17 protein-coding genes are annotated in these 22768 nt (G+C 59.8%); 10 read left to right on the top strand and 7 right to left on the bottom strand.

All coding sequences use genetic code 11. The annotated features are described in order from the left end of the window. Positions 1-275 precede the first annotated feature (275 nt). On the bottom strand, positions 276-1016 hold the full coding sequence (locus AC3WP4_RS24670; RefSeq protein WP_074874985.1) for a phosphoadenylyl-sulfate reductase: 741 nt from the start codon (positions 1014-1016) through the stop codon (positions 276-278). A gap of 173 nt (positions 1017-1189) precedes the next feature. Between AC3WP4_RS24670 and thrH the strand changes: the two genes are divergently transcribed. Continuing rightward, positions 1190-1807, top strand: a complete 618-nt coding sequence (gene thrH, locus AC3WP4_RS24665) for a bifunctional phosphoserine phosphatase/homoserine phosphotransferase ThrH (RefSeq protein WP_074874987.1) — start codon at positions 1190-1192, stop codon at positions 1805-1807. A 133-nt stretch (positions 1808-1940) separates the two neighbouring features. Here thrH and pabB read toward each other — a convergent pair whose 3' ends face one another. The 4 genes from pabB to rloA all read right to left on the bottom strand — a co-directional run bounded on the left by pabB (position 1941) and on the right by rloA (position 6560). Then, complete coding sequence (gene pabB / locus AC3WP4_RS24660; protein ID WP_102616243.1) at positions 1941-3278, bottom strand: aminodeoxychorismate synthase component I; 1338 nt, start codon at positions 3276-3278, stop codon at positions 1941-1943. A gap of 218 nt (positions 3279-3496) precedes the next feature. After that, entirely contained in the window at positions 3497-4483 is a 987-nt protein-coding gene (locus AC3WP4_RS24655) for an alpha-L-glutamate ligase-like protein (RefSeq protein WP_074874991.1), read from the bottom strand. Then, on the bottom strand, positions 4483-6018 hold the full coding sequence (gene rloB / locus AC3WP4_RS24650) for an osmotic stress tolerance membrane protein RloB (protein ID WP_074874994.1): 1536 nt from the start codon (positions 6016-6018) through the stop codon (positions 4483-4485). Before rloB ends, AC3WP4_RS24655 begins: the two co-directional genes overlap by 1 nt. 5 nt (positions 6019-6023) lie before the next feature. Beyond that, positions 6024-6560, bottom strand: a complete 537-nt coding sequence (gene rloA / locus AC3WP4_RS24645; protein ID WP_074874996.1) for a retropepsin-like aspartic peptidase RloA — start codon at positions 6558-6560, stop codon at positions 6024-6026. A 302-nt stretch (positions 6561-6862) separates the two neighbouring features. Here rloA and AC3WP4_RS24640 point away from each other — a divergent pair, with 302 nt between their 5' ends. The 6 genes from AC3WP4_RS24640 to prpD all read left to right on the top strand — a co-directional run bounded on the left by AC3WP4_RS24640 (position 6863) and on the right by prpD (position 15542). Then, positions 6863-7582: a GntR family transcriptional regulator gene (locus AC3WP4_RS24640; RefSeq protein ID WP_173860498.1), complete on the top strand. Its 720-nt coding sequence runs from the start codon at positions 6863-6865 to the stop codon at positions 7580-7582. Further along, positions 7579-8469 (top strand): methylisocitrate lyase, encoded by an 891-nt coding sequence (gene prpB / locus AC3WP4_RS24635; RefSeq protein ID WP_102616244.1) that lies wholly within the window; start codon positions 7579-7581, stop codon positions 8467-8469. The genes AC3WP4_RS24640 and prpB overlap by 4 nt, the downstream gene beginning before the upstream one ends. A 202-nt stretch (positions 8470-8671) precedes the next feature. Continuing rightward, a complete protein-coding gene (gene prpC / locus AC3WP4_RS24630) occupies positions 8672-9799 on the top strand; it encodes a bifunctional 2-methylcitrate synthase/citrate synthase (RefSeq protein WP_074875000.1) in 1128 nt (375 codons plus the stop codon). Between the two features lie 205 nt (positions 9800-10004). After that, positions 10005-12599: a Fe/S-dependent 2-methylisocitrate dehydratase AcnD gene (gene acnD / locus AC3WP4_RS24625; protein WP_074875002.1), complete on the top strand. Its 2595-nt coding sequence runs from the start codon at positions 10005-10007 to the stop codon at positions 12597-12599. Positions 12600-12653: 54 nt separating this feature from the next. Continuing rightward, complete coding sequence (prpF, locus tag AC3WP4_RS24620; RefSeq protein WP_102616245.1) at positions 12654-13844, top strand: 2-methylaconitate cis-trans isomerase PrpF; 1191 nt, start codon at positions 12654-12656, stop codon at positions 13842-13844. Between the two features lie 213 nt (positions 13845-14057). Then, positions 14058-15542 (top strand): 2-methylcitrate dehydratase, encoded by a 1485-nt coding sequence (prpD, locus tag AC3WP4_RS24615; protein WP_074875005.1) that lies wholly within the window; start codon positions 14058-14060, stop codon positions 15540-15542. A 41-nt stretch (positions 15543-15583) separates the two neighbouring features. Here prpD and AC3WP4_RS24610 read toward each other — a convergent pair whose 3' ends face one another. Further along, the gene (locus AC3WP4_RS24610) at positions 15584-16471 is read right to left on the bottom strand and encodes a DMT family transporter (RefSeq protein ID WP_173860497.1); all 888 of its coding nucleotides are present in this window, start codon (positions 16469-16471) and stop codon (positions 15584-15586) included. A 137-nt stretch (positions 16472-16608) separates the two neighbouring features. On the opposite strand from AC3WP4_RS24610, the gene AC3WP4_RS24605 reads away from it, so the two are divergent. After that, positions 16609-18018: an aminotransferase-like domain-containing protein gene (locus AC3WP4_RS24605; RefSeq protein WP_102616247.1), complete on the top strand. Its 1410-nt coding sequence runs from the start codon at positions 16609-16611 to the stop codon at positions 18016-18018. Positions 18019-18155: 137 nt separating this feature from the next. Here AC3WP4_RS24605 and ppsR read toward each other — a convergent pair whose 3' ends face one another. Beyond that, positions 18156-18974 carry a posphoenolpyruvate synthetase regulatory kinase/phosphorylase PpsR gene (ppsR, locus tag AC3WP4_RS24600; protein WP_074875012.1) on the bottom strand — a complete coding sequence of 273 codons (819 nt, stop codon included), beginning with the start codon at positions 18972-18974 and terminating at the stop codon, positions 18156-18158. A 174-nt stretch (positions 18975-19148) separates the two neighbouring features. On the opposite strand from ppsR, the gene ppsA reads away from it, so the two are divergent. Both ppsA and AC3WP4_RS24590 read left to right on the top strand, forming a co-directional pair. Continuing rightward, positions 19149-21524, top strand: coding sequence for a phosphoenolpyruvate synthase (ppsA, locus tag AC3WP4_RS24595; RefSeq protein ID WP_074875014.1), 2376 nt, complete (start codon positions 19149-19151; stop codon positions 21522-21524). Between the two features lie 162 nt (positions 21525-21686). After that, positions 21687-22676 (top strand): alpha/beta fold hydrolase, encoded by a 990-nt coding sequence (locus tag AC3WP4_RS24590; protein WP_102616248.1) that lies wholly within the window; start codon positions 21687-21689, stop codon positions 22674-22676. Positions 22677-22768 lie beyond the last annotated feature (92 nt).

Raw genomic sequence — 22768 nt, 5'->3', positions numbered from 1 at the left:
CTGAGGAAGTCAGGGCAGGGGCGTGTAACTTTTTGGGGCGCTGAAACTAAAAGTGCACACACAAATGGCACCTATGGTGACATTCCTGTGTACACATTTACAGGGGCTGCACAGCCCCTGTGGGAGTGAGCCTGCTCGCGATGGCGGGCTGACATCCAACATTGATGGTGACTGCTACACCGCGATAGCGGTGTAGCAGTCACCATCAATGTTGGATGTCAGCCCGCCATCGCGAGCAGGCTCACTCCCACATTGGATCTCACAAGTCTGGGGGGTTATTCCTTGGATTTGCTGATGATATTGCCCGCATGCAGCCCGCATTCTTTCTGCGTCGCTTCTTCCCACCACCAACGACCTTCGCGCTCATGCTGGTTCGGTAACACCGGGCGGGTGCAGGGCTCGCAGCCAATGCTGATGAACCCGCGTTCATGCAGGCTGTTGTACGGCAGTTCGAGCATGCGGATGTAGCCCCAGATCTCTTCGCTGGTCATTTGTGCCAGCGGGTTGAATTTGTAGAGGGTGCGTTCCGGGGTGGAGAACGCGGTGTCGATTTCCAGCACTGCGACGGCGCTGCGAGTGCCAGGGCTTTGATCCCGACGCTGCCCGGTGGCCCAGGCCGCCACTCCCGAGAGCTTACGACGTAGCGGCTCGATCTTGCGGATGCCGCAGCATTCGCCATGGCCGTCCTTGTAGAAACTGAACAGGCCTTTTTCCTTCACGAAGGGTTCGAGCTTGGTGTAGTCCGGCGACACCAGTTCGATGTCGATCTTGTAGTGCTCGCGCACCTGATCGATGAAGCGATAGGTCTCGGGGTGCAGGCGGCCAGTGTCGAGGCTGAACACTTTGACGTTCTTGTTCAGCTTCCAGGCCATGTCTACCAGCACCACGTCTTCGGCGCCGCTGAAAGATATCCACAGGTCATCGCCAAACTCGGCGAACGCAAGTTTCAGGATGTCCTGGGCGGATTTGTTGGCATAGGTCGTGGCGAGTTCCACGACGTCGAACGTTGGGCTCATCAGGGCGGCTTCCTACAGGTCGGTGGCGCTGGGCGCTCTATATGGGGCTGATGGTAACAAAATCCTGCGGCCGCTGGCGCGCCCTCTGCGTTGCGCAGGCTTGCCTGAATCGCTAGAGTTCGGCAGTCCTTTTGCTCGCTCGACTCAATAATCAATACAAATGGGAGTGTCTTGTGGAAATTGCCTGTCTGGATCTTGAAGGTGTACTGGTCCCGGAAATCTGGATCGCCTTCGCCGAAAAAACCGGGATCGAGTCCCTCAGGGCCACCACCCGGGACATCCCCGACTACGACGTGCTGATGAAGCAGCGTCTGCGGATTCTCGATGAGCACGGCTTGAAACTCTCCGACATCCAGGAAGTGATCGCCACGCTCCAGCCGCTGGACGGCGCCATCGAGTTCGTCAACTGGCTGCGTGAGCGCTTTCAGGTGGTGATTCTGTCGGACACGTTCTACGAGTTCTCCCAGCCGCTGATGCGTCAACTGGGCTTCCCGACCTTGCTCTGCCATCGTCTGATTACGGACGATTCCGGTCGGGTGACGAGCTATCAATTGCGTCAGAAAGATCCCAAGCGCCAGTCGGTTTTGGCCTTCAAGAGCCTTTACTACCGGGTGATCGCGGCGGGGGATTCCTACAACGACACCACGATGCTGGGCGAGGCGGATGCGGGGATTCTGTTCCATGCGCCGGACAATGTGATTCGCGAGTTTCCGCAGTTCCCGGCGGTGCACAGTTTTGAGGAGCTGAAGCAGGAATTCATCAAGGCTTCCAACCGGGCTTTGAGTTTGTAACTACCGTAGTTGACGGTGATCGTTCCCACGCTCCGCGTGGGAATGCAGCCCGGGACGCTCCGCGTCCCAAAGCGGACGCGGAGCGTCCATTGAGGCATTCCCACGCAGAGCGTGGGAACGATTAAGTGTGGTGTCAGAGGTTTTGCAGGGTATCGAGCAGGACTTTCACTTTGGTAATCGATTCCTGATATTCGGCCTGCCACTCCGAGTCCGCGACGATCCCGCCACCGCCCCAGCAACACACCTGCCCATCTTTCACCAACAAGCTGCGAATCGCGATCGAACTGTCCATCTCGCCGCGCACGTCCAGATAGAGCAATGACCCGCAGTACAACCCACGACGCGTGGGCTCCAGTTCGTCGATGATTTGCATCGCGCGAATTTTTGGTGCGCCGGTAATCGAGCCGCCCGGGAAGCTGCCAGCGATCAGGTCGAGGGCGTCCCGGCCATCCGCCAGTTCACCGGTCACGCTGCTCACCAGGTGATGCACGTTCGGGTAGCTTTCCAGGCTGAACAACTCCGGCACCCGCACCGACCCGATACGGCAAGTACGGCCGAGGTCATTGCGCAGCAGGTCGACGATCATCAGGTTTTCCGCGCGGTCCTTGGGGCTGGCCAGCAGTTCGGCGGCGTTCGCCGCATCTTCGGCAGCGGTCAGTCCGCGAGGGCGGGTACCTTTGATCGGCCGGGTTTCCACATGGCGTTCGCTGACTTTGACGAAGCGTTCTGGTGACAGACTCAACACTGCGCCGCCGTCGGGTAAACGCTGAAAACCGGAAAACGGCGTCGGGCACGCCGCCCGTAGCGCGCAATACGCGGCCCATGGATCGCCCTGGCACTGCGCGCGGAAACGCTGGGCGAAGTTGACCTGGTAACAATCGCCGGCCTGGATGTACTGCTGAATGCGTTCTAGCGCCTGGCGATATTCGTCAGCGCTCAGGTCGGCCTTCATCGGGGCTTTCAACTTGAAAGACTCGACTGCTTCAGCGGGAGGCTCACTGAATAGGGTGATCAGACGCTGACGTTCGCTGTCGACCAGCGACGGGTGGAAAACCAACTGACTTGTATTCAGTTGGTGATCGCTGATCAGTGCCCAGTCATACAGCCCGAAACGTGCGTCGGGTAGCTGCAGATCGTCCTGCGCCTGACTCGGCAGGTTTTCCAGATGCCGGCCGAAGTCGTAGCTCAGGTAACCGATCAGGCCGCCAGCGAAGGGCAAATCGTAAGGAACAGCCGCTTCACCGAGTCGTGTCAGATTGTCGCGAAGGCGTTGCAGGAAATCGCTGCCACTTTCGTCAGGCAATACCGCTATTTGCTCCAGCGGCCAGGCACTGAGCAAGTCATAACGTCCACGCTCGGCACTCGGCCGGCCACTGTCGAGCAGCACGGCACCGGGGGCGTGACGAATCGCCGCGAAGTACTCGGCGGGGTTGGCGCAATAGGGCAGCGGGTGTACGGAACAGGTCAACATGGGCGGGGCAGATCAGCCATCGAGGCGGGGTGGCGATTGTAGTCTCCTCGGGGAATTGCTCCTAGAGGGGATGTCGGGGATTGCTAGATAGAAGGCTGTTTGATCGTTCCCACGCTCTGCGTGGGAATGCATCCCGTGACGCTCCGCGTCACAGGCGGACGCAGAGCGTCCGTGGCGGCATTTCCACGCGGAGCGTGGGAACGATCGATGTAAGGGTTTCAGCCCTCAACCGCCGGAATATGCCCAAACATTTCCTGAACGAACTCAACCCGTTCCTCCACCGTCTCAACAACCCCGCGAGCCTTCAACTCTTCCAGCCGCGCTTCAACCGCATGGGTGCGCAATGTCAGCCCGCAATCATTGGCAATCTGAATGTTCAACCCCGGCCGGGCGTTGAGTTCGAGAATCAGCGGCCCCTTTTCCTGGTCCAGCACCATGTCGACACCGATATAACCCAGCCCGCACAGCTCATAGCAGCCCGCGGCAAGTTTCATGAAACCGTCCCAGTAGGGCAGTTGCACGCCGTCCACTGCGTTGGTGGTGTCAGGGTGTTTGGTGATGATGTTGTTTAGCCAGGTGCCGCGCAGGGTCAGGCCGGTGGCGAGGTCTACACCGACGCCGATGGCGCCCTGGTGCAGGTTGGCCTTGCCGCCGGACTGGCGGGTGGGCAGCCGCAGCATGGCCATCACCGGGTAACCCATCAGCACGATAATCCGAATGTCCGGCACGCCTTCATAGCTGATGCTCTTGAAGATCTGGTCCGGGGTCACGCGGTACTCGATCAGCGCCCGATCCCGATGACCGCCCAGGGAGTAGAGGCCGGTCAGGATGCTGGAGATATGGTGCTCGATTTCCTCATGGCTGATGATCTTGCCGGACACCGTGCGATAGCGGCCCTCGAAACGGTCGGCAATCACAATGATGCCGTCACCGCCCGCGCCCTGGGCCGGTTTGATCACGAAGTCGTTGCGTCCGCCGATGATGGCGTCGAGGTTGTCGATTTCTTTCTCAGTGGAAATCACGCCATACAGCTCCGGCACATGAATGCCGGCGGCGATGGCGCGTTCCTTGGTGATGATCTTGTCGTCGACAATCGGGTACAGACTGCGCTTGTTGTACTTGAGCACGTAGTCTGCGTTACGCCGATTGATCCCCATGATGCCCCGGGCTTCCAGGGCCTTCCAGGTCTTCCAGAAGCCGAACATCAGGCGTCAGCCTTCTTCAGGAAGGCCTTGAAACGCACCAGTTCGGTCAGGCGGTAGCCGCGATAACGCCCCATGGCCAGCATGAAGCCCACCAGGATCAACAGGATCGCCGGGAAGGTGAACACGAAGTAAACCAGTTCCGGAACGCTCATGATCAGGTGCGCCAGCGACGCGGCGAACAGCGTACCGATCGCCACTTTCATGGCGTGGCCGGAACCGCGTTCTTCCCAGGTAATCGACAGGCGTTCGATGGTCATGGTCAGAATCACCATCGGGAACAGTGCCACCGACAAACCGCGCTCCAGGCCGAGTTTGTGGCTGAACAGGCTGATCGCCGCGATCAGCACCACCACGAATGTCAGCACCACCGACAGCCTCGGCAGCATTTGCAGCTTCAAGTGTTCAAGGTAGGAGCGTAGCGACAGGCCCAGCGCCGTGATGACCGTAAACAGCATGATGCCGAAGCCGAGCTGGGTTTCCCGGAATGCCAGGGCGATCAGCACCGGCGTAAAGGTGCCGAGGGTCTGAATGCCGATCAGGTTGCGCAGGATCAGGATCACCAGCACGCCGATCGGGATCATCACCATGATCATGAAGGTCTGCTGGGTTTGCAGCGGCAGGCCGTACAGCGAATATTCGAGAAAGTTGGCGTCGGTGTTTTCGTCGGTCAGCTTGGCCAGGCGAATCGCGTTCATTTCGCTGTTGTTCAGGCTGAAGGTCACGTTGGCCTTCTTGCCGCCATCGACGGTGATCAGGTTTTCGTCACCGGTCCACCACAGCAGGCGATCGGTCGGCAGGCCCTGTTCACCGGTTTCCGGGTTGAAGTACAGCCAGTCGGTGCCGTTGAAACTGCGCAACCAGAGTTCCGGCATTTGCGGCTGGTCGGCCACCAGACGAATGGTGTGGACCTTTTCCACCGGCACGTGCGCGATCGACAGCACCAATTCGACGATTTTCGCCTTGTGCCCGGGGGACGGATCGCCGGCCAGCAACAGCTTCACATTGTCGTCGTTGAGATTGTTGACACGCTTGATGGCTTCGCCGATGAAGGTTTCGACGTCGGCCGAGTGCTGGCGGATCGGTGCGAGCAGGGCTTCGGCGGCGACTTTTTCCGCGCCTTCGACGGCGATGCTGTCACGGAAGGTCGGCCCTTTGACCTTGGATTTTTCACCGGTGTAGCGCTTGGTCAATACCAGGCGGTAATAAAGCGTTTGATTGCCCTTGGCCCGACGTGCCGACCAGGTGACTTTGCGGTTGCCGTCGACACGGTTCACGGCCACGCCGTAGTTATTGGAAATGAAACTCTCGTTGAGGCTGACGTAATCGCGGCTTAGCGGCGGCACGAACATCTGGATCTTGACCGGGTCCTTGGTACTGGCGACGAACTCGACTTTGGCGTCGATGTTCCACAAGTCGTCGGTAGCGTCTTCGGTCACGGGGATGCCGAGCACGAAGATCTGATAGGCCGTGACTGAAATACCCAGCACCACCAGGATGGCGATCAGGAATTTCAGATGAAGGGTAAGAGAGCGCATTGGAATTACTCTGCGGTATGAGCGTCGGTGGCGCAGGCGGGTTTGCCAGCAGCGTATTTAAGACTGGGGTCGACCAGCGCATCGAAGCGTTTTAGCGCTTCGGAGCCGATCAGGAGCGGGTATTGGAAGGCGCTGCGGTCGGTCAAGTTCACTTCGATACTGCGTAAAGCCGAACCCATGCAGATATTCAGCTCGATCACCGGACGGGCGGTGTACTTCTTGCCTTCCTCCGGGTCGTAGTCGCCGGCCCGGCGCTTGATCTTGCTGACGCGGGCCAGTGGCCGTTCGATCGGGTGTGAGTGCGCAGCGTCAATGGCCAGATAGAAGCGCACCCAGGACTCGCCATTGCGTTTGAAGCGTTTGATGTCTCGGGCGCTCAGGGACGCGGTTTTCGCCCCGGTGTCGAGTTTGGCGGCAACTTCCAGGTTGATGCCGTCCAGGGAGGCGTACTCGTTGAGGCCGTAGACAGTCTTTTCCCCTGCCGCGGCAAAACCGGGCAGGCAAAGAAGATAAAGGAAGGTGGGGAAGGGCTTGAGTCTCATAAATCCTGGTGCGCAGCGGTCCGTATTTCGATTCAAGGCCCTGGCATCGCTGCGCAAGCTCCCTCGTATGCCTATCAACTGTTTATGACAAGCAGTGCAGATGTCACAAACAAATGCGGCCGGCATTCTAGCACGGTGGTTTTATGGCGCCAGCGCTGGCGGGTGGCTATAAACCACAGTGCTGCTTTGTTATGGTGCGGCCGGTTATTAGACGATTGTCGACAATACCGATTTTCTCTTTGACTAATCGACCTGTATTCGCTAGTTTTTGCGGCATCCGCTTTCAAGGTGTCGACAATATGCTGGATCAACTCGATCCCCCGGTCATTGCCCAAGACGATTCAGAGACGCTTTCCGAGAACGTCTTCCGGCGCATTCAGGCGGCCATCGTCAAGGGCGAGATCGCCCCGGGCAGCAAGATCTCCGAGCCGGAACTGGCGCGCACTTATGGCATCAGCCGCGGGCCGCTGCGTGAGGCGATCCACCGTCTGGAAGGCCAGCGCCTGCTGGTTCGCGTACCGCACGTCGGGGCGCGGGTGGTTTCGTTGAGCCATGCCGAGCTGCTGGAACTCTACGAAATCCGCGAATCCCTCGAAGGCATGGCCTGCCGTCTGGCGGCCGAGCGCATGACACTCGAAGAAATCGACGAACTGCGCAGGGTTCTCGAAACCCATGAGCGCGATGCGGCGTTTCAGGCCGGTGTCGGCTACTACCAGCAGGAAGGCGATTTCGACTTCCATTACCGAATCATCCAGGGCAGCGGCAACCGCACCCTGACGCAGATGCTCTGCGGCGAGCTCTATCAACTGGTGCGCATGTACCGCATCCAGTTTTCCACCACGCCCAATCGTCCGCGTCAGGCCTTTGCCGAGCACCACCGAATTCTCGACGCCATCGCCGACCGTGACGGTGAGCTCGCCGAGTTGTTGATGCGCCGCCACATCGGCGCCTCCAAACGCAATATCGCTCGTCACTACCAGGACGGCGCCAACCAGACAGCCACTCAACGAGGTGAGTCATGAGTTCCAACAAGAGCACTCCAGGCCAGCGATTCCGCGATGCGGTCGCCAGCGAACATCCGCTGCAAGTGGTCGGCGCGATCAACGCCAACCACGCGCTGCTGGCCAAGCGCGCCGGTTTCAAGGCTATTTATCTGTCGGGTGGCGGGGTGGCTGCCGGCTCCCTCGGCGTGCCGGACCTGGGCATCACCGGCCTGGATGACGTGCTGACCGACGTGCGTCGCATCACGGACGTCTGCGACCTGCCGCTGCTGGTGGACGTGGACACCGGTTTCGGTTCCTCGGCGTTCAACGTGGCCCGTACCGTGAAGTCGATGATCAAGTTCGGCGCGGCAGCCATTCACATCGAAGACCAGGTCGGCGCCAAGCGCTGCGGTCACCGTCCTAATAAAGAGATCGTTTCCCTGCAGGAAATGGTCGATCGGATCAAGGCCGCCGTTGATGCGCGCACCGATGACAGCTTCGTGATCATGGCCCGTACCGACGCCCTCGCAGTGGAAGGTCTGGAATCCGCTTTGGATCGCGCCGCCGCATGCATCGAGGCCGGCGCCGACATGATTTTCCCGGAAGCCATCACCGAACTGGACATGTACAAGCTGTTCGCCAGCCGCGTGAAAGCGCCGATCCTGGCCAACATCACCGAGTTCGGCGCGACGCCGCTGTACACCACCGAGCAACTCGCCGCTGCCGATGTGTCGCTGGTGCTGTACCCGCTGTCGGCGTTCCGCGCGATGAACAAGGCTGCAGAAAACGTCTACACCGCGATCCGCCGCGACGGCACGCAACAGAACGTGGTCGACACCATGCAGACCCGCATGGAGCTTTACGATCGCATCGACTACCACACCTTCGAGCAGAAGCTCGATGCGTTGTTTGCCGCGAAGAAGTAATTGTTTATGTAGCAGCTGCCGAGCAACGCGAGGCTGCGTTCGAGGCCGAAGGACTCGCCAAGCCAGGCGATCGCGTCAGCAGGTTTTACGACTGCTGCGCAGCCGAACGCAGCCTCGCGCTGCTCGACAGCTGCTACGAAGTGAGATAACCGTTTAGAAATTGCAGATTCCCTGACAAATTCAAGAAAAACTGGAGACAGCAATGGCCGAAGCAAAAGTACTCAGTGGCGCCGGGCTCCGTGGTCAGGTTGCCGGGCAAACCGCACTGTCCACCGTGGGCCAGTCGGGCGCAGGCCTGACCTATCGTGGCTACGACGTTCGCGAACTGGCGGCTGACGCACAGTTCGAAGAAGTGGCCTACCTGCTGCTGTACGGCGAACTGCCGACCCAAACCCAACTCGCCGCTTACATCAGCAAACTGGGCAAGCTGCGCGATCTGCCGCAAGCGCTGAAAGAAGTGCTGGAGCGCATCCCCGCCGACGCCCACCCGATGGACGTGATGCGCACCGGTTGCTCGTTCCTGGGCAACATCGAGCCGGAGAAAGACTTCTCTGAACAACACGATGTGACTGACCGTTTGCTCGCCGCGTTCCCGGCGATCATGTGCTACTGGTATCGCTTCAGCCATGACGGCAAACGCATCAGTTGCGTGAGCGACGAACAATCCATCGGCGGCCACTTCCTGCACTTGTTGCACGACAAGAAGCCGAGCGAGTTGCACGTTAAAGTGATGAACGTTTCGCTGATCCTCTACGCGGAGCACGAGTTCAACGCCTCGACGTTCACCGCGCGGGTTTGCGCCTCGACCCTGTCGGACATGTATTCGTGCATCACGGCGGCCATCGGCTCGCTGCGCGGTCCGCTGCATGGCGGCGCCAACGAAGCGGCGATGGAAATGATCGAGCGCTTCAGCTCGCCGCAAGAGGCCGTCGAAGGCACCCTCGGCATGCTTGCGCGCAAGGACAAGATCATGGGCTTCGGTCACGCGATCTATAAGGACAACGATCCGCGCAACGAGGTGATCAAGGGCTGGTCGAAAAAACTCGCCGAGGAAGTGGGCGACACCGTGTTGTTCCCGGTGTCCGAAGCCATCGACGCAACCATGTGGGAGCAGAAGAAGCTGTTCCCGAACGCCGACTTCTACCATGCGTCGACGTACCACTTCATGGGCATCCCGACCAAGTTGTTCACCCCGATTTTCGTCTGCTCGCGCCTGACCGGCTGGGCGGCGCACGTGTTCGAACAACGTGCCAACAACCGCATCATCCGCCCGAGCGCCGAATACGTCGGCGTCGAACAGCGCAAGTTCGTGCCAATCGAACAACGCTGAATGGGAGGGCGCCGGTAATGGTTACTGGGCAAAACGAATAACCCTGTGGGAGCGGGCTTGCCCGCGATAGCGGTGGGTCAGTCGACATCTTTGTCGGATATGACTCAGTCATCGCGGGCAAGCCCGCTCCCACAGTGGATCGTGTTTGCTTCAATAGCTGCGCCAGGCGCCCACCCTTCGTAACCACCGTGACCGAGTCTTGACGATGAATACTGAATTCCGCAAACCGCTGCCCGGCAGCCATCTGGATTACTTCGACGTCCGCGCGGCTGTCGAGGCCATCCAGCCCGGCGCCTACGACACTCTGCCGTACACCTCCCGCGTGCTGGCGGAAAACCTGGTGCGTCGCTGCGACCCGGCCACGCTCACCGAATCCTTGAAGCAATTTATCGAGCGCAAACGCGACCTCGACTTCCCATGGTTCCCGGCCCGCGTGGTGTGCCACGACATTCTCGGCCAGACCGCGCTGGTCGATCTCGCCGGCCTGCGTGACGCCATTGCCCTGCAAGGTGGCGACCCGGCGCAAGTGAACCCGGTGGTGCCGACGCAATTGATCGTCGATCACTCCCTGGCCGTCGAACGCGGTGGTTTCGATCCGGAGGCGTTCGAGAAGAACCGCGCCATCGAAGACCGTCGCAACGAAGACCGTTTCCACTTCATCAACTGGACCAAAAAGGCCTTCAAGAACGTTGATGTGATCCCGCCGGGCAACGGCATCATGCACCAGATCAACCTGGAGAAAATGTCTCCGGTGATCCAGGTGCGCGACGGCGTGGCGTTCCCCGATACCTGCGTCGGCACCGACAGCCACACTCCACACGTCGATGCACTGGGCGTGATCGCCATCGGTGTCGGCGGCCTGGAAGCTGAAAGCGTAATGCTTGGCCGCGCGTCGTGGATGCGTCTGCCGGAAAGCGTCGGCGTCGAATTGACGGGCAAGCTGCAACCGGGCATCACCGCCACCGACATGGTGCTGGCGCTGACCGAGTTCCTGCGTCAGCAAAAAGTCGTTGGCGCATGGCTGGAGTTCTTCGGCGAAGGCGCCTCCGCGCTGACCCTCGGCGACCGTGCGACCATCTCCAACATGGCCCCGGAATACGGCGCCACCGCAGCGATGTTCTACATCGACCAGCAGACCATCGACTACCTGAAACTCACCGGCCGTGAAGACGAGCAGGTGCAGTTGGTCGAGAACTACGCCAAGACCACAGGCCTGTGGGCTGACAGCTTGAAGAATGCGCAATACGAGCGTGGGTTGACCTTCAACCTGTCCTCGGTAGTGCGCAACATGGCCGGCCCGAGCAACCCGCACGCCCGCGTCGCCACCTCGGACCTCGCTGCCCAAGGCATCTCCGGCCAGTGGGACGACGTTCCTGGCCAGATGCCGGATGGCGCAGTGATCATCGCCGCCATCACCAGTTGCACCAACACCAGCAACCCGCGCAACGTGATCGCCGCCGGCCTGCTGGCGCGTAATGCCAACAAGCTCGGCCTGACCCGCAAGCCGTGGGTCAAATCGTCCCTGGCGCCGGGTTCGAAAACCGTGGCGTTGTACCTGGACGAAGCCGGCCTGACCACCGAACTGGAACAGCTCGGCTTCGGCGTCGTGGCCTTCGCTTGCACCACCTGCAACGGCATGTCCGGCGCACTGGACCCGGTGATCCAGCAAGAAATCATCGACCGCGACCTGTACGCCACCGCTGTGCTGTCCGGCAACCGCAACTTCGATGGCCGGATCCACCCATACGCCAAGAACGCGTTCCTTGCTTCGCCGCCATTGGTCGTGGCTTACGCCATCGCCGGCACCATCCGTTTCGACATCGAAAAAGATGTGCTGGGTGTGGTCGACGGCAAGGAAATCCGCCTGAAAGACATCTGGCCGAGCGACGAAGAAATCGACGCGGTGGTCAAGGCTTCGGTCAAGCCGGAGCAGTTCCGTCAGGTCTACATTCCGATGTTCGCCATCCACGAAGACACCGGCCCGAAAGTGACGCCGCTGTACGACTGGCGCGAGATGAGCACCTACATCCGCCGTCCGCCGTACTGGGAAGGCGCGCTGGCCGGGGCGCGTCCGCTCAAGGGCATGCGTCCGCTGGCGGTGCTGCCGGACAACATCACCACTGATCACCTGTCGCCTTCGAACGCGATCATGCTCGACAGCGCCGCTGGCGAGTACCTGGCGAAAATGGGCTTGCCAGAAGAGGATTTCAACTCTTACGCAACGCACCGCGGTGACCACTTGACCGCGCAACGCGCCACCTTCGCCAACCCGAAATTGTTCAATGAAATGGTTCTGGAAAACGGCAAGGTCAAACAGGGCTCGCTGGCTCGTGTCGAGCCGGAAGGCAAAGTGATGCGCATGTGGGAAGCCATCGAAACCTACATGGAACGCAAGCAGCCGCTGATCATCATCGCCGGCGCCGACTACGGTCAGGGTTCGTCCCGCGACTGGGCGGCCAAAGGCGTGCGTCTGGCGGGTGTGGAAGCGATTGCCGCCGAAGGCTTCGAGCGCATTCACCGCACCAACCTGGTGGGCATGGGCGTGTTGCCGCTGGAGTTCAAACCGGGCACCGACCGCAAGACCTTGGGCATCGATGGCAGCGAAACCTACGACGTGATCGGTGAGCGCACCCCGCGTGCCGAGCTGACGCTGGTGATCAACCGCAAGAACGGTGAACGCGTCGAAGTGCCGGTGACCTGCCGCCTCGACACCGCCGAAGAAGTGTCGATCTATGAGGCCGGCGGCGTGCTGCAACGCTTCGCTCAGGACTTCCTCGAAGAATCGGCGGTTGCCGTTTAACACGATGAGTTCGGGCGGGGCCATGCGGCCTCGCTCGATCCTAAAAGGAACATCATGGCTCACGCACCTCAAATCAGAATCCCCGCCACCTACATGCGCGGCGGCACCAGCAAAGGCGTGTTCTTCAGCCTGAAAGATCTGCCTGAAGCGGCACAGGTTCCAGGCCCGGCGCGCGATGCCTTGTTGCTGCGCGTGATCGGCAGCCCCGACCCGTACGACAAGCAAATCGACGGCATGGGCGGCGCGACCTCCAGTACCAGCAAAACCGTGATCCTGTCGAAAAGCACCAAGGCCGATCACGACGTCGATTACCTGTTCGGTCAGGTGTCCATCGACAAGCCTTTCGTCGACTGGAGCGGCAATTGCGGCAACCTGTCGGCGGCGGTCGGTTCGTTTGCCATCAGCAATGGTCTGGTGGACGCCAGCCGCATCCCGCACAACGGCGTTGCCGTGGTTCGCGTGTGGCAGGCCAACATCGGCAAGACCATCATCGCCCACGTGCCGATCACCAACGGTGAAGTGCAGGAGACCGGTGATTTCGAACTCGACGGCGTGACCTTTCCGGCCGCTGAAGTGCAGGTCGAATTCATGGACCCGGCAGCGGAAGAAGAGGGCGGCGGCGGTTCAATGTTTCCTACCGGCAACCTGGTCGATGACCTCGAAGTGCCTGGTGTCGGAACCTTCAAGGCGACCCTGATCAATGCCGGTATTCCGACGATTTTCGTCAATGCCGAAGACATCGGTTACACCGGCACCGAGCTGCAAGGTGCGATCAACAGCGATCCGAAAGCGTTGCTGATGTTTGAAACCATTCGGGCTTACGGCGCGTTGCGCATGGGCCTGATCAAGGATCTGGACGAAGCGGCCAAGCGTCAGCACACGCCCAAGGTTGCCTTTGTGGCCAAGCCTGCGGACTACGTTGCTTCGAGTGGCAAAGCGATTGCGGCGGCTGATGTCGATCTGCTGGTGCGCGCGTTGTCCATGGGCAAATTGCACCACGCGATGATGGGCACGGCGGCGGTGGCGATTGGTACGGCGGCGGCGATTTCCGGCACGCTGGTGAACCTTGCCGCGGGTGGTATCGAACGTAATGCCGTGCGCTTTGGGCATCCGTCCGGCACCTTGCGTGTGGGCGCTGAAGCCAGCCTGGTGAACGGCGAGTGGACTGTGAACAAAGCCATCATGAGCCGCAGTGCGCGGGTGTTGATGGAAGGTTACGTCCGCGTGCCGGGCGATTCTTTCTGATCCCAATCCAGAGATGAACACAAAACCCTGTGGGAGCGGGCTTGCCCGCGATGAGGCCTTCACATTCGGCATCTATGCTGGCTGATACGCCGCCATCGCGGGCAAGCCCGCTCCCACAGGGGACTGCATTTCAACAATAAGAATGTTGTAACCAACCAAGATTGCCCCTGAACCGAGGTCCCATCAACGAACCACTTCAAGAGTGAATCGAACATGAGCACCAACGTCGACCAGAACAACCGCCCCGACTACGACACGGTCCTGCAGGACATTGCCGACTACGTCCTCAACTTCAAGATCCAGTCCGCCGAAGCCCTCGACACCGCCCGCAACTGCCTGATGGACACGTTGGGTTGCGGCTTGCTGGCCTTGCGCTTCCCTGAGTGCACCAAACACCTCGGCCCCATGGTGGAAGACACCGTTGTCCCGTTTGGCGCGCGCGTCCCCGGCACCCGTTATCGCCTCGACCCGGTCAAGGCCGCCTGGGACATCGGCTGCATCGTCCGCTGGCTCGACTACAACGACACCTGGCTCGCGGCCGAATGGGGCCATCCGTCCGATAACCTCGGCGGCATACTCGCGGTGGCCGATCACTTGTCGCAAAAACGCCTGGCCAATGGCGACGCGCCGCTGACCGTTCGCGCGGTGCTCGACGCCATGATCATGGCTCATGAAATCCAGGGCGTGATAGCGCTGGAAAACTCCTTCAATCGTGTAGGCCTGGATCACGTCATTCTGGTGAAAGTCGCCTCGACCGCGGTCACCGCCAAGCTGATGGGCGCCAATCGTGAGCAGTTGTTGTCGGCGCTGTCCCATGCGTTCGCCGACGGTCAGGCGCTGCGCACTTACCGTCATGCGCCGAATGCCGGATCGCGTAAATCCTGGGCGGCCGGCGATGCATCCAGCCGTGGCGTGCGTCTGGCAGACATCGCGATGCGTGGCGAAATGGGCATCCCCGGTGTACTCAGCGCGAAACAATGGGGCTTCTACGACGTGCTGTTCAGCCACACCAACAGCGACCTGGCGCTCAAGCCTGAAGACAAACGTGCGTTCAGCTTCTCCCGCAAGTACGGCAGCTACGTGATGGAAAACGTGCTGTTCAAGATCAGCTTCCCGGCCGAGTTCCACGCGCAAACGGCCTGCGAAGCGGCCGTGACGTTGCATCCGCAAGTCAGAAATCGCCTGCACGAAATCGACAAAATCGTTATCACCACTCACGAATCGGCGATCCGCATCATCTCCAAGGTCGGCCCGCTGGCCAATGCGGCGGACCGTGACCATTGCATCCAGTACATGACAGCCGTGCCGCTGGCGTTCGGCAATCTGGTGGCCGAGCAGTACGAGGACGTCTTTCACGCGGCGCACCCGATCATCGACGTGCTGCGCGACAAAATGGTCATCGTCGAAGACCCGCGCTACACCCGCGAATACCTGGAGGCCGATAAGCGCTCCATCGCCAATGCGATACAGGTGTTTTTCAAGGACGGCACCAGCACCGAAAACGTGTTGGTGGAGTACCCGATCGGCCATCGCCGTCGCCGCACCGACGGCATCCCGCTGCTGGAGGACAAGTTCAGGGCGAACCTGGCAACGCGCTTCACCGCCCAGCGCAGCGCCGAGATTTTTGCGTTGTGCAAGGACCAGGCGAAGCTTGAAGCGACACCGGTGAATCGCTTCATGGACCTCTTCGTAATCTGATGCAAATCTCTGTAGGAGCATGCTCCTACAGAGGTGGGGCTTCAGGTGTTAAACCATTTTTCGATCGGCAACTTGGTGATCGCAAACCCCGTCAGCAGAATCGCCGAGTACATCATCAATTCCCGGGACACGGTTTGCCCCTCGTACCAGGCACCGATGATCACCGCGAACACCGGAAAAATGATGAACACAAACGACAGAATGATCGGGCTCAGCCGCTTGAGCAGCAGGAAGTAAACGATAAACCCGCCCACCGACGCCACCAGCCCCAGATAGAGCAGGGCGCTCCACGAACGCGCGGTGATGGCATTGAACACCGGTGCTTCGACACTCAACCCGGCGGCAAACAGCATCAGCCCGGCGATGCCGATTGGCAGCGTGTTGTAGGTGATGACGCTGATCGCCGTACCGTGTTTTTTCGTCACCACGTAACACAGCGCATGCATCACCGCCGCGCAGAGGATCGCCAGCACCCCGAACATTTCGGCATGGTCCAGATGCAGCCCCTGGCTGCGGATGATCATGAACAGGCTGCCGAAGCCGATGGCTATGCCCAGCACTTGCGAGGGGTAGATTTTCTCCCGCAGAAACAGCGAGGAAAACAGCAGGATGAACACCGGCATGCAGCTGAACAGCAGCGCCGTCAGGCCGGACGAAACGTGCATCTCGCCGTAGTTGAGCAAGTAGTACGGCAGGCTGAAATACGACAGCGTGACAAAGATAAAAAACCAGCGACTTTCCTTGGGAAACAGCAGCGGCTCACGACGTATCAGGGCGAAGCCGAGAAAGAGCGGGAAGGCGATGAGGAACCGCAGGCCGGCGGCGGTCAGCGGCGGCACGCTTTCAACGGCAATCTTGATCCCGAGCCACGTGGTGCCCCAGCTCAGGCATACGATCAGGAACAGCACGCTGGTGACCAGGGCGGCCAGCCAGGGTTTGGCAATAGGTGAAGGTGCGTTGATGGCAATGGACATGATCGGACTCCTTTTATCGTCGGAATTGACCTCCTTCTGCAAAAGGTCTATCCCTGATTGAACCTGTTTAAAGCACGCTATTCGGGGCTGCAATGACTGTCAAAACAAGTATTGCCATGGTGTCAATTCTGCGTGACGGCCTGGCGAACGGTCAGGGCGTGAAATACAAACGCCTCGCCGACGCCGTTGAGAAAGGCATCGCTGAAGGGCTGATCGAGCCCGGCTGCAAATTGCCGCCGCATCGACTGCTGGCGGATAGCCTCGGCGTGACCATCGGTACCATCAGCCGCGCTTACGGTGAACTCGAACGTGTGGGATTGGTGATCGCGCGCGTAGGAGACGGCACCTATGTGCGTCAGCGCGGAATGGAGCGACCGCGGGACGGTGGCTTTCGCAATGTCAGCAATGAGCCTCGTGCGTTTTTTGACATGAGCCGCAATCAACCGATTCCGGGGCAGGAAGCGCTTTTTCTGAGTCGGAGCCTGCAAGCGTTGTCCCTTGATGCTGAGGCGTTGCAACACATCAGCGGCTACACCGTCGACGTCGGTTTGCCACGCTATCGTGCGGCGGGCGCGCATTGGCTCAGGCATAAAGAATTTGTCCCGAATGCCGAGCAGATCGTTTGCGTGAACGGCGGCCAGCACGGCCTGTTGTGTGCCTTGATGGGGTTGCTCAAGGCGGGCGATACGTTGGTGACGGAGCTCCTGACCTACCCGGGGTTGATCAGCGTCGCACGCCAGCTAGGGATAAAACTCATCGGCGTCGGGATCGATGATGAAGGCCTGATGCCCGATGCCCTGGAGGAGGTTTGCCGCAATCATCGTGTGTCGGCGTTGTATTGCACACCGACAATCCAGAATCCTACGGCTGCGGTGATGTCCGTCGCACGGCGCGAGGCGATTGCAGAGGTCTGTCGGCAGCACAATCTGTTGATCTTTGAAGACGAAGCCCACGCGGTATTGGCTCAACAGCGACCGTTACCCTTGAGCCATTTCGCCCCGGAGCGTTCGGTGCTGATCGGCAGTCTGAGCAAGGCGGTTTCGGCGGGTTTGCGGGTCGGTTACCTGCATGCGCCGCAACCGTTGATCGGACGCTTGAGCGCAGCCGTACGCGGGACGTGCTGGATGGCCAGCCCGTTGTCATTGGAGGTGGCGAGTCTGTGGATAGAAAACGGCATGGCCGAGCAGTTGCTGGGCCAGCAGATTGCCGAGATCGGTCGGCGCAAGGCGTTGGTCAGTAGTGTGCTGGAGGGTTTGGTGTACAAAACCCATCCGCATAGCCCGCACTTCTGGATCGAAGTACCCGAGCCTTGGCGGGCCTCGCAGATTGCTGAGGAGCTCAAGGCGAATAATTATCTGGTGGCGACGGCTGAATCATTTGCGGTCGGGCAGGGGGCGGTGCCGCAGTTTATCAGGGCGAGTGTGTGTAATTCGGCGGGGGATGATCGGTTGTTGCTGCAAGGGTTTGAAGCGTTGGCGGGAGCTTTGGCTGAGACTGAGTGATCGTTCATCGTCGGAACGCCGCCCGGAGCAAGCTCACTCCCACAGTTGATCTCCAGTGAGCACAAAGTTTATGTACGACAGAGATCAACTGTGGGAGTGAGACTGCTCGCGATAGCGGTATAACGGGCGCTACAGCACTACTTGAACCGCCGCTCCACACCTTTCTCCACCAGAATCTTCGCCGAAATCTCTTCCACCGAAAAATGCGTGGAATTGATGTGCGGAATGTTCTCGCGACGGAACAGATTCTCCACCTCGCGCACTTCGAATTCGCACTGGGCGTAGCTCGAATAGCGACTGTTGGGCTTGCGCTCGTTACGGATCGCGGTGAGGCGGTCGGGGTCGATGGTCAGGCCGAACAGTTTGTGCTGGTGGGCACGCAGGGTTGCTGGCAATTGCAGGCGTTCCATGTCGTCTTCGGTCAGCGGATAGTTGGCCGCGCGAATGCCGAATTGCATGGCCATGTACAGGCACGTCGGCGTCTTACCACAACGCGACACGCCCACTAGAATCAGGTCCGCCTTGTCGTAATAATGCGTGCGCGCACCGTCGTCGTTGTCGAGGGCGAAGTTGACCGCTTCGATCCGCTCCATGTAATTGGAGTTGCTGCCAATCGAATGGGACTTGCCGACGGTGTAGGAAGAATGCTCGGTCAATTCCTGTTCAAGAGGCGCCAGGAAGGTCGAGAAAATGTCGATCATGAAACCATTGGACGTTGCGAGGATCTCACGGATGTCCTGGTTGACAATGGTGTCGAAGATGATCGGCCGAAAGCCGTCGGTTTCGGCGGCTTTGTTGATTTGTTGTACCATGGCCCGCGCTTTATCCGCGTTGTCGATGTATGGCCGCGTGAATTTGCTGAAGGTAATGTTTTCGAACTGCGCCAGGAGGCTTTGGCCGAGGGTTTCGGCTGTGATGCCGGTGCCGTCGGAAATAAAGAAAGCAGATCGTTTCATTTGCACCTTGGGCCTTAAGCTAGTGACGAATCTTGGATATGATAGGCGCGATTTGCCGGCCGCCAGTGGCCCGCATTCTCACTTATTTTCCAGGTCCAGGCCATACAGCTGGCAAACGCTCCTTAGAGCAGCCGGCTTCTGAGCTTTTCCAACACAGTTAGTGGAGAGATCACCTTGGTAGAGTACGTAGTTTCCCTCGATAAGCTCGGCGTCCATGATGTAGAGCACGTAGGGGGCAAGAACGCATCCCTGGGCGAGATGATCAGTAACCTTGCAGGTGCCGGTGTATCGGTGCCCGGTGGCTTCGCCACGACAGCTCAGGCTTATCGTGATTTTCTCGAGCTGAGCGGCCTGAACGATCAGATCCATGCAGCCCTCGACGCCCTGGACGTCGACGATGTCAATGCCCTGGCCAAGACCGGCGCCCAGATCCGTCAATGGATCATGGAAGCCGAATTCCCCGAGAAACTCAACGCCGAGATCCGCACCGCGTTCGCCACGCTGTCGGCCGGCAACCCTGACATGGCCGTAGCCGTGCGCTCTTCCGCTACCGCCGAAGACCTGCCGGACGCTTCCTTCGCCGGTCAGCAGGAAACCTTCCTGAACATCCGTGGTGTCGAAAACGTCATTCGCGCCGCCAAAGAGGTGTTCGCTTCGCTGTTCAACGATCGCGCGATCTCCTACCGCGTCCACCAGGGCTTCGACCACAAGCTGGTTGCCCTGTCGGCTGGCGTGCAGCGCATGGTCCGCTCCGAAACCGGCACCGCCGGCGTGATGTTCACCCTCGATACCGAATCGGGCTTCCGTGACGTGGTGTTCATCACCGGCGCCTACGGCCTGGGTGAAACCGTCGTACAAGGCGCGGTGAACCCGGATGAGTTCTACGTCCACAAAGGCACGCTGGAAGCCGGTCGTCCGGCCATCCTGCGTCGCAACCTGGGCAGCAAAGCCATCAAGATGATCTACGGCGAAGTCGCCACGGCCGGTAAATCGGTCAAGACCATCGACGTCGACAAGGCCGATCGCGCACGCTTCTGCCTGACTGACGCCGAAGTCAGCGAACTGGCCAAGCAAGCGATGATCATCGAGAAGCACTACAAGTGCCCGATGGACATCGAATGGGCCAAAGACGGCGACGACGGCAAGCTCTACATCGTTCAGGCCCGTCCTGAAACCGTGAAGAGCCGCACTTCGGCCAATGTCATGGAACGCTACCTGTTGAAAGAAACCGGCACCGTGCTGGTTGAAGGTCGCGCCATCGGCCAGCGTATCGGCGCCGGCAAGGTCCGCATCATCAAGGACGTGTCCGAGATGGACAAAGTCCAGCCCGGCGACGTACTGGTCTCCGACATGACCGACCCGGACTGGGAACCGGTCATGAAGCGCGCCAGCGCCATCGTCACCAACCGTGGCGGTCGTACCTGCCACGCGGCAATCATCGCCCGCGAGCTGGGCATCCCTGCAGTGGTCGGTTGCGGCAACGCCACCCAGCTGCTGCAAGACGGCCAGGGCGTGACCGTTTCCTGCGCTGAAGGCGACACCGGCTACATCTTCGAAGGCGAACTGGGCTTCGACATCAAGAAAAACTCCGTGGACGCCATGCCTGATCTGCCGTTCAAGATCATGATGAACGTCGGCAACCCGGACCGCGCCTTCGATTTCGCTCAGTTGCCGAACGCCGGTGTGGGCCTGGCCCGTCTGGAATTCATCATCAACCGCATGATCGGTGTTCACCCGAAAGCGCTGCTGAACTACGACGGTCTGCCGCAGGACATCAAGGACAGTGTCGACAAGCGCATCGCCGGCTACGACGATCCGGTTGGCTTCTATGTCGAGAAGCTGGTTGAAGGCATCAGCACCCTGGCCGCTGCGTTCACTCCGAAAAAGGTCATCGTGCGTCTGTCGGACTTCAAGTCCAACGAATACGCCAACCTGATCGGCGGCAAGCTCTACGAGCCGGAAGAAGAAAACCCGATGTTGGGCTTCCGCGGTGCTTCGCGTTACATCAGCGAATCGTTCCGTGACTGCTTCGAACTCGAATGCCGTGCCCTCAAGCGCGTGCGTAACGAGATGGGCCTGACTAACGTTGAAATCATGGTGCCGTTCGTCCGTACACTGGGCGAAGCCAGCCAGGTCATCGACCTGTTGGCGGAAAACGGTCTGAAGCGCGGCGAAAACGGCCTGCGCATCATCATGATGTGCGAACTTCCGTCCAACGCGATCCTCGCCGAAGAGTTCCTCGAGTTCTTTGACGGCTTCTCCATCGGTTCCAACGACCTGACCCAGCTGACCCTGGGGCTGGATCGTGACTCCGGGATCATCGCGCACCTGTTCGACGAGCGTAATCCGGCGGTCAAGAAACTGCTGGCCAACGCGATTCAGGCCTGCAACAAGGCTGGCAAGTACATCGGCATTTGCGGCCAGGGTCCTTCGGACCACCCTGATCTGGCCAAATGGCTGATGGAACAGGGCATCGAAAGCGTTTCGTTGAACCCCGATTCCGTACTGGAAACCTGGTTCTTCCTGGCTGAAGGTCAAGCTTCGGCTTGATGGTGTGCACGGACCGCTCCCTGTAGGAGCAAGGCTTGCCCGCGATGGTGTCTTCAAAATCGCCATCGCCAGCAAGCTGTGCTCCTACAGGGAGTAGTCGTTTTCTGAGATTGAAGTAGGGCGGGCTCCTCTGGAAGCCGCCCTTTTTTGTGCAAGAGCATTATGCAAAGCAGCAGCAACCTATTTCCTGTCGCCCTGATCAGCGCCGAACGGCGCGGCGATCTGAGCGAAGACGTCTATCGTCTGAAACCCGGCAACAGCCCTGACGGCACCGTCGAACTGGCTGTGACTCGCCTGGGCATGGCGGATGGCTCCGACGCGCGCGGCGTTCCGGTTATTTTGCTTCATGGCAGCTTTTCCAATCGCCGGTTCTGGTTTTCCCCGAAGGGGCTTGGGCTGGGCGCCTATCTGACGCGTTTGGGATTCGATGTATGGATTCCCGAAATGCGTGGACATGGCCTGTCCCAGCGTAACCAGAACTACCGCAAGAACCGTGTTGCCGACTATGCCCGTTACGATTTACCGGCCATTGGCGCGTTCGTGCGCGAGCAGAGCGGTCAGGTCCCGCACTGGATCGGTCACTCGCTGGGCGGGATTACCCTGGCGGCGGCATTGGGTGGTGAGTACATCGGCGAGCCGGTGGTGGCTTCCGCCGCGTTTTTCGGTACTCAAATCAGCCGCACCTACTGGCCGTTGAAAATTCCGCCGGTGGAGTGGAGCGGGCGCTTCATTCTCAAGCGTTTCGCCCAGTTGTCCGGCTCACGGCTCAAGCGCGGCCCGGAGGACGAGCCCATTGGCCTGGCCCTGGAAAGCATGCGCTGGCATGGCTTGTTCGGGCGCTTCGGCGATGCCGACAAGGATTGGTGGGCCGGATTGGCCGACGTTCAGTTACCGGTATTGGCCGTGAGCGCCGCCGGTGACCATCAGGACCCGACTTGGGCTTGTCGCAAGCTGTTCGATCAGGTGGGTTCCGAGCATAAGCAATTCATCAGCCTGGGTCGCGAGCAGGGCTTTGGCGATAATTTCGGTCACGTAGAGATGCTTGTCAGCAAAGCCGCGCAGACTGAAGTCTGGCCGCTGGTGGCGCGCTGGTTGGCGGATCAACAGACTCCCTTGCTGGGTGAAAAGCCGGATCTTGCTACGGCAAGCTGAGTCAGATGCTCTAACAAGGGCATTTCGCTTCGTTCGGCTTGCGGCTAAGATATGACGCATTGAGCTTTTCTGGTCACTTTGCGACATCCTCG

The sequence above is a fragment of the Pseudomonas sp. FW305-20 genome, assembly GCF_058788075.1.
Note: the sequence above shows the minus strand (reverse complement) of the source record. Positions and strands in the feature narration are given on the sequence as shown.

Coding starts and splice junctions, on each gene's coding strand:
- AC3WP4_RS24670 (WP_074874985.1), bottom strand. CDS start 1,016: ATGAGCCCAACGTTCGACGTCGTGGAACTCGCCACGACCTATGCCAAC.
- pabB (WP_102616243.1), bottom strand. CDS start 3,278: ATGTTGACCTGTTCCGTACACCCGCTGCCCTATTGCGCCAACCCCGCC.
- AC3WP4_RS24655 (WP_074874991.1), bottom strand. CDS start 4,483: ATGTTCGGCTTCTGGAAGACCTGGAAGGCCCTGGAAGCCCGGGGCATC.
- rloB (WP_074874994.1), bottom strand. CDS start 6,018: ATGCGCTCTCTTACCCTTCATCTGAAATTCCTGATCGCCATCCTGGTG.
- rloA (WP_074874996.1), bottom strand. CDS start 6,560: ATGAGACTCAAGCCCTTCCCCACCTTCCTTTATCTTCTTTGCCTGCCC.
- prpB (WP_102616244.1), top strand. CDS start 7,579: ATGAGTTCCAACAAGAGCACTCCAGGCCAGCGATTCCGCGATGCGGTC.
- prpC (WP_074875000.1), top strand. CDS start 8,672: ATGGCCGAAGCAAAAGTACTCAGTGGCGCCGGGCTCCGTGGTCAGGTT.
- acnD (WP_074875002.1), top strand. CDS start 10,005: ATGAATACTGAATTCCGCAAACCGCTGCCCGGCAGCCATCTGGATTAC.
- prpF (WP_102616245.1), top strand. CDS start 12,654: ATGGCTCACGCACCTCAAATCAGAATCCCCGCCACCTACATGCGCGGC.
- prpD (WP_074875005.1), top strand. CDS start 14,058: ATGAGCACCAACGTCGACCAGAACAACCGCCCCGACTACGACACGGTC.
- AC3WP4_RS24605 (WP_102616247.1), top strand. CDS start 16,609: ATGACTGTCAAAACAAGTATTGCCATGGTGTCAATTCTGCGTGACGGC.
- ppsR (WP_074875012.1), bottom strand. CDS start 18,974: ATGAAACGATCTGCTTTCTTTATTTCCGACGGCACCGGCATCACAGCC.
- AC3WP4_RS24590 (WP_102616248.1), top strand. CDS start 21,687: ATGCAAAGCAGCAGCAACCTATTTCCTGTCGCCCTGATCAGCGCCGAA.